General features: G+C 72.0%; 3 protein-coding genes and 1 pseudogene. 2 read left to right on the top strand and 2 right to left on the bottom strand.

The window, feature by feature from the left end; translation table 11 throughout:
* Positions 1-49: 49 nt before the first annotated feature.
* Both DQW06_RS09215 and putP read right to left on the bottom strand, forming a co-directional pair.
* Positions 50-634: a putative glycolipid-binding domain-containing protein gene (locus DQW06_RS09215; protein WP_013155596.1), complete on the bottom strand. Its 585-nt coding sequence runs from the start codon at positions 632-634 to the stop codon at positions 50-52.
* Positions 635-757: 123 nt separating this feature from the next.
* A complete protein-coding gene (gene putP, locus DQW06_RS09210; RefSeq protein ID WP_013155597.1) occupies positions 758-2,320 on the bottom strand; it encodes a sodium/proline symporter PutP in 1,563 nt (520 codons plus the stop codon).
* A gap of 438 nt (positions 2,321-2,758) precedes the next feature.
* Between putP and DQW06_RS09205 the strand changes: the two genes are divergently transcribed.
* Entirely contained in the window at positions 2,759-4,639 is a 1,881-nt protein-coding gene (locus DQW06_RS09205) for a serine protease (RefSeq protein WP_232051604.1), read from the top strand.
* A 268-nt stretch (positions 4,640-4,907) separates the two neighbouring features.
* Positions 4,908-5,315 (top strand): annotated as a pseudogene (locus DQW06_RS09200) (tetratricopeptide repeat protein); the annotation flags it as partial.

Genomic DNA, 5,315 nt, shown 5'->3' with positions numbered 1-5,315 from the left:
AGGGAACGCAGGGCGGGCGGAGAGGGGCTGCGCGGGGCCCGGGGCGGCCTCAGGTGTCCGTGCGCAGGCGGCGGGCGAAGCGCTCGTAGTCGACGACCACGCCGTCGCCGTCCACCGACAGCCGGTACTCGCCGTGCAGGGGGTCGCGGTAGGTGTAGCGCTCCAGGCCGTCCTCGGCGGGGTGGCGGGTGTAGCGCTGCCTGACCCGGCGCACGCGCAGGGAGGGGATGTCGATCCAGACCACCGCGATGTCGCGGTACTCGCCCGGGCGCAGGCCGAGGCGGCGGATGGGCAGGGTGTTGGTGAGCGGGGTGGCGGCGACGTCCACGTCCAGGCAGCCCACCAGTCCGGGCAGGGGGACGCCGTCGGGTCCGGTCCAGTGGCCTCCGTGGGCGTCGAGCGTGACCGACTCCAGGCCCTGGGAGGAGAGGACCTCGGCGTACACCCGCCGGGTCGTCCACGCCAGGTCGGTGCGGACGCTGAAACGGGTGAAGAACCGCTCCTCGCCCACGACGACGGTCTCCCCGGCCTCCAGGCGGTAGCCGTCGGGCTCGGGGAGGAGCGCGCCCAGCCCGAGCCCCTCGGGGACGTCGGTCCGGGCCCACACGGCCGGGTGTTCCGTCAGTGACGACATGTCACCGTTCTACCGTTCCGGGGTCGGGCGCGCCAGAGCGGCCCTGGGGCCCGCACCGCGGACTCGGCGGGGCGGGGAGGCCGGGGCGGTCACCGCCCCGGCCGTCGCCGGTACGGCCGCCGGTCAGACCCGTGCGGCCTCTCCCGGGGCGGAGCCGGTCCCGCGGATCTCCGCCTCGACCCGGTCGAAGTCGCTCTCCATCTGCGGGGTGACCCTGGCCAGGCCGTTGAAGACGAGGATGGCGGCGACGCTGAGGACCACGGCCGGGACCATGGCGTACAGGCCGGTGCCGAAGAAGTTGGCGTCGAGGACGTCCCACACGATCGCGGTGGTGCCGCCCGCGATCATGCCCGCGAGCGCGCCGGACCAGCTCATGCGCTTCCAGAACACGGAGAGCACCAGGATCGGGCCGAAGCCCGCGCCGAACCCGGCCCAGGCGTAGCCGACCAGGTCCATCACCGACTGGTCGCCCCACAGGGCGATGGCCGCGGCGCCGAGGGCGACGGCGACCACGGTGACGCGGCTGATCCACAGCAGCCTCCCGGGGTCGGCGTCGCGGTCCACGAAGGCCCGGTAGCCGTCCTCGGTGAGCGCGGACGCGGCGACCAGCAGCTGGGAGTCGGCGGTGCTCATGACGGCGGCGAGGATGGCGGCGAGCAGCAGACCGGCGACCAGCGGGTGGGTCAGGGCCTCGATCAGGAGCGGGAAGACCTGCTCGGAGTTCTCCAGCGGGGTGTCGAAGTAGGCGACGCCGATGAAGCCGACCAGCACGGCCAGGGCCATGGCGGTGACCGCCCAGACCACGCTGATGACGGCGGCCTTGGGGATGTCGCGGACCGAGCGGATGCCCATGTAGCGGGACAGGATGTGCGGCTGGCCGAAGTAGCCGAAGCCCCAGGCCAGGCCGGAGACGATGACCACCCAGCCGAGGGTGTCGGTGCTCACCCACTGGCCGAGCTCGGCGTCCAGGGCGGTGCCGCCTACGGCCGACAGCAGCCCGTCGCTCTTGTCGGACACGCCCTCGGTCAGCCCGGCGAAACCGCCGAGCGCGGTGACCGCCATGACGGGGACGGCCAGCAGGGCGATCCACATCATCGCCGCCTGCACCACGTCGGTGTAGGACACCGCGAGGAAGCCGCCGAGCACGGTGTAGAGCACCACGATGCCCACGCCGATGGCGATGGCGGGGCCCGGGCTCAGTCCGAAGACCTGGTCGAACAGGGCGGCCATGGCGACGAGCCCGGAGGCGACGTAGAAGAAGTAGAAGACGATGATGAGCACCGCCGACACCCCGCGCAGCAGCCGTGTGGGGTCGTTGAAGCGGTTCTCTAGAAAGGAGGAGAGGGTCAGGGAGTCGGAGTCGCCCCCCGAGCGGGCGTCGGTCACGCGCTCGGTGTACACGCGCAGGCGGGGCGCGAGGAGGATCCAGCTTCCGGCGAAGCCGCAGGCCAGGCCGACCGCGATCCAGGCCTCGCCCAGACCGGAGACGTAGATGGCGCCGGGCAGTCCGAGCAGCAGCCACCCGCTGAAGTCGCTGGCGTTGGCGCTCAGACCCGCCACCCAGCTGTTGAGCTGTCTGCCGCCGAGCACGAAGTCCGACTGCGAGACAGTGAGCTTGTAGGCCCACAGGCCGATGGCCACCATGGCGGCGAGGTAGACGCCGAAGGTCGCGACGGACCAGAGCATGGACTCGTCCAAGACCCTGCCCTCCCTTCTCCTGAGCGCGCGGGCACGAGCCTTACGCGCTGTTCGTGGATATTGCGGGGGATCATTGCCCCGTGTCCGGCAAGTCACAACACCCGTGCGTGGAACAACACCGCTTTGAGACCTCGGCGAGTCCTCCGCCGAGAGCCGCCGCCCGCCGGACCGCGCCCGGGTACTGGTGTTCGTCGGATCGCGTAGAGGCGGGCGGCCCTCCCGTTCCAGACCTTTTGTGACGCGCGTCACGAACGCCTCGGGTGCCGGAGCCCGTGCGCCCCGGTCCCCACGTGGAGATCCATGATCCCCTTCCGTCACACGGAACACTCGCGGCACTCTGTTCCCGGCGCTCCGGCGCCTCCTGGTTCACCGCTGTCCGAGGGGGAACTGTTCCGGGCAAAGTGGATGTCAGAGAGGTCCCCGAACGTGGCCACCCCCCATACCCCGCGCGGCCTACAGCCCAACGAGCCGTCATGGCAGATGCGGGTGCTCGACCAGTACGGCACCGTGGGCGGTGCCGTGCTCCTGTCCCCCGGCCTCCTGGTCACGTGCGCGCACGTCGTCAACGCCGCGCTCGGCCTCCACGGGGAGAAGGAGGAGCACCCGGGCCCGCTCGCCACCGTGCGCCTGCGGTCCTTCGACGACCGGGTGTGGGAGGCCTCCGTCGACACCCGGCTGTGGTCGGCGGGCCCCGACAGCCGCGACCTGGCCGTGCTGAGGCTGCGGGACGCGGGCCCCGACACCTCCTTCCCCGTGCTGCGGGAGTGCGCGAGCCTGGAGCCGCAGCAGCCCCTGTACACGGCGGGCTACCCGGAGGGCATGCGTTCCCTCCAGGCCCCGCTCGTCTGCCAGGGGCCCGGCGGGCCCACCGGGGTCACCCACCAGGTCGAGACCCCCACCTCGCAGCCGGTGCGGATCACCGGCGGGTTCAGCGGCTGCGCCGTGCGCACCGGGACGGGCGAGCTGGTGGGGATCATGCAGAAGACCCACCACTACGTCTGGAACGACCCCGACCGGCCCTCCGGCATCGCGTTCATCCTCCCGGTGGAGGAGCTCGTCGGCGAGCGCGACGACGGCGAGGTCGTCTCCGCGCAGCGCCTGGCCGACGAGTCCCTGTGCGGCAGGGAGGCCTACGACAGGCTGCACGACCTGCTGGACTCGGTCCCCCTGGACGCTGTCCCGCCGGAGGACCTGCTGAGCCCCGCCGAGGCGCGCAAGGCCAGGCGGCACGGCGCGGGCACGACCGCCTGGCGGGTCCTCACCGCGCTGTGGGACCTGGTCCCGCCCGTCGGCGAGCCGCCGCCCCGGGTCGCCTGGGTGCACCACGTCTACCAGGAGATCCGGCACCAGCGGCCGCTCCCGCCCGCGGTGTGGTCCTGGATCCGGCAGGAGGCCGGGCCGATGGGGCGCGACTGGGAGGAGGCCCTGACCCGTGACCGGGACCGGCGGCTGCTCCGGCGCAGGGAGCCGGACGCGCCCGCGGCGCCCTCCGGCCACCGCGACGAGCGTCCGCCCGACACGGTGGTGCTCTTCGAGCTGGAGCCGGTGACCGGCGGCTACCGGCTCTCGCACCGGATCGCCCACCGGGGCGAGAGGGACGATCCGCTGCCCCAGGGCACGAGGCTGGTCGGCGAACCGCAGATCTGCGACGAGATCGCCGACCTCATGGGCGAGGCCACCATGCAGAGGCTGGTCACGCCCAACGAGGAGTCGCTGCGGCTGCGCGTCCTGCTGCCCAGGGACCTGCTGCACCTGAACCCGGGCCAGGCCAGCCCCCACCGCGACCTGCTGGAGTACGCGCCGCCGCTGTGCACCATGTACGAGATCGTGTACCACGTCCGCGAGCGGGTGCGGTTACCGCACTACCTGGGGGTTCCCCCCGACAGGTGGCGCCTGCGCTGCGAACGGCAGACGGCCAGCCCCCTGGTGGAGGACCGCAACGTGCTCGCCTCCTGGAAACAGGAGGTGAGCGAGGTGGCGATCGCCCTCTCCGACCAGAACGTGACCGTGTGCGTCACCGACTCCGACAACAGCGATGTGGAGCACGTCTACGACTCCGCCCTCTACTGGGGAATTCCCACCATCATCAGGGGGCCCAGAAAGGCGGTGACCGCCTTCCTTGAGGAACTCCTGGACCGGGAACCCGATTCGCGGGTGCGCATCTCCGGACTCGCCCGCCACCTGCGTGATAGCGCGAGAAGGAGTTCGCAGGCCAGGGAGATCGCGATCATTCATGACATCTTCGGCGACGCCCTCCTCCAGGAGACGCCCGGGGAGCCCGCGGGCCCTGAGAGACCGGGCGTCTGAGGGATCATGGAAGGAGTCCCCGACCGGACGGCCCGCTGCGCGCCGAACGTCCGCCCACCCGGGACGCCACGATTTCCGGCGTTCCCCAGGAGAGAAAATCCCGGGAGGAGAAAACCGCTGGCAGCGGACCTATCGGCACCGAGGCTGCGCCTTTCTTGGTTAGGATCGTTCTGGTCGGGCGGCTACGCCGGGGAAAAACTCACCGGCGCCCCCGGGGGACGCGGTTCACCGAACCGGATACAAAGTCCACTATGAGGACGAAAACGACATGGATGAACTGTCGCACAGGTATCGCAACGTACTCGACAACCTGACAGGCGGACCGTCCCGCCTGGCCGTCCTCGTCGACTCCTCCCCCCTGATGGGCCTGCACACGGCCGGCGTCGCGGCCCTGACCGGGGAGGCCGAGCGGGCGGGGGCCACGGTCGTCCGCTTCCGCCCCGGCCACGCCGTGCACGCGCCGCAGCTCGGCGGCGCCGAGGCGGCCGTCCTCGTCACCGACACCCTGGACCGGAGCTGGCGCCAGCCGAGGCTGCGCGCCTGGATCGCCGAACTCGCCGCCCGGCTCCCCACCGCCGTCCTGCACCTCCTGGACCGCTCCGTGTGGCCGGAGGGCCCGCTCACGCCGCGACCGATGCGCATGACGGCCCCGTTCCCCGCCTCCCCCGCCTCGTGG

The organism is Nocardiopsis sp. TNDT3 (assembly GCF_003427465.1).
GTDB classification, from domain to species: Bacteria; Actinomycetota; Actinomycetes; order Streptosporangiales; family Streptosporangiaceae; genus Nocardiopsis; species Nocardiopsis dassonvillei.
The sequence above is the reverse complement of the archived record's forward strand: the minus strand, read 5'-3'. Positions and strand labels throughout refer to the sequence as shown.

Coding starts and splice junctions, on each gene's coding strand:
- putP (WP_013155597.1), bottom strand. CDS start 2,320: ATGCTCTGGTCCGTCGCGACCTTCGGCGTCTACCTCGCCGCCATGGTG.
- DQW06_RS09215 (WP_013155596.1), bottom strand. CDS start 634: ATGTCGTCACTGACGGAACACCCGGCCGTGTGGGCCCGGACCGACGTC.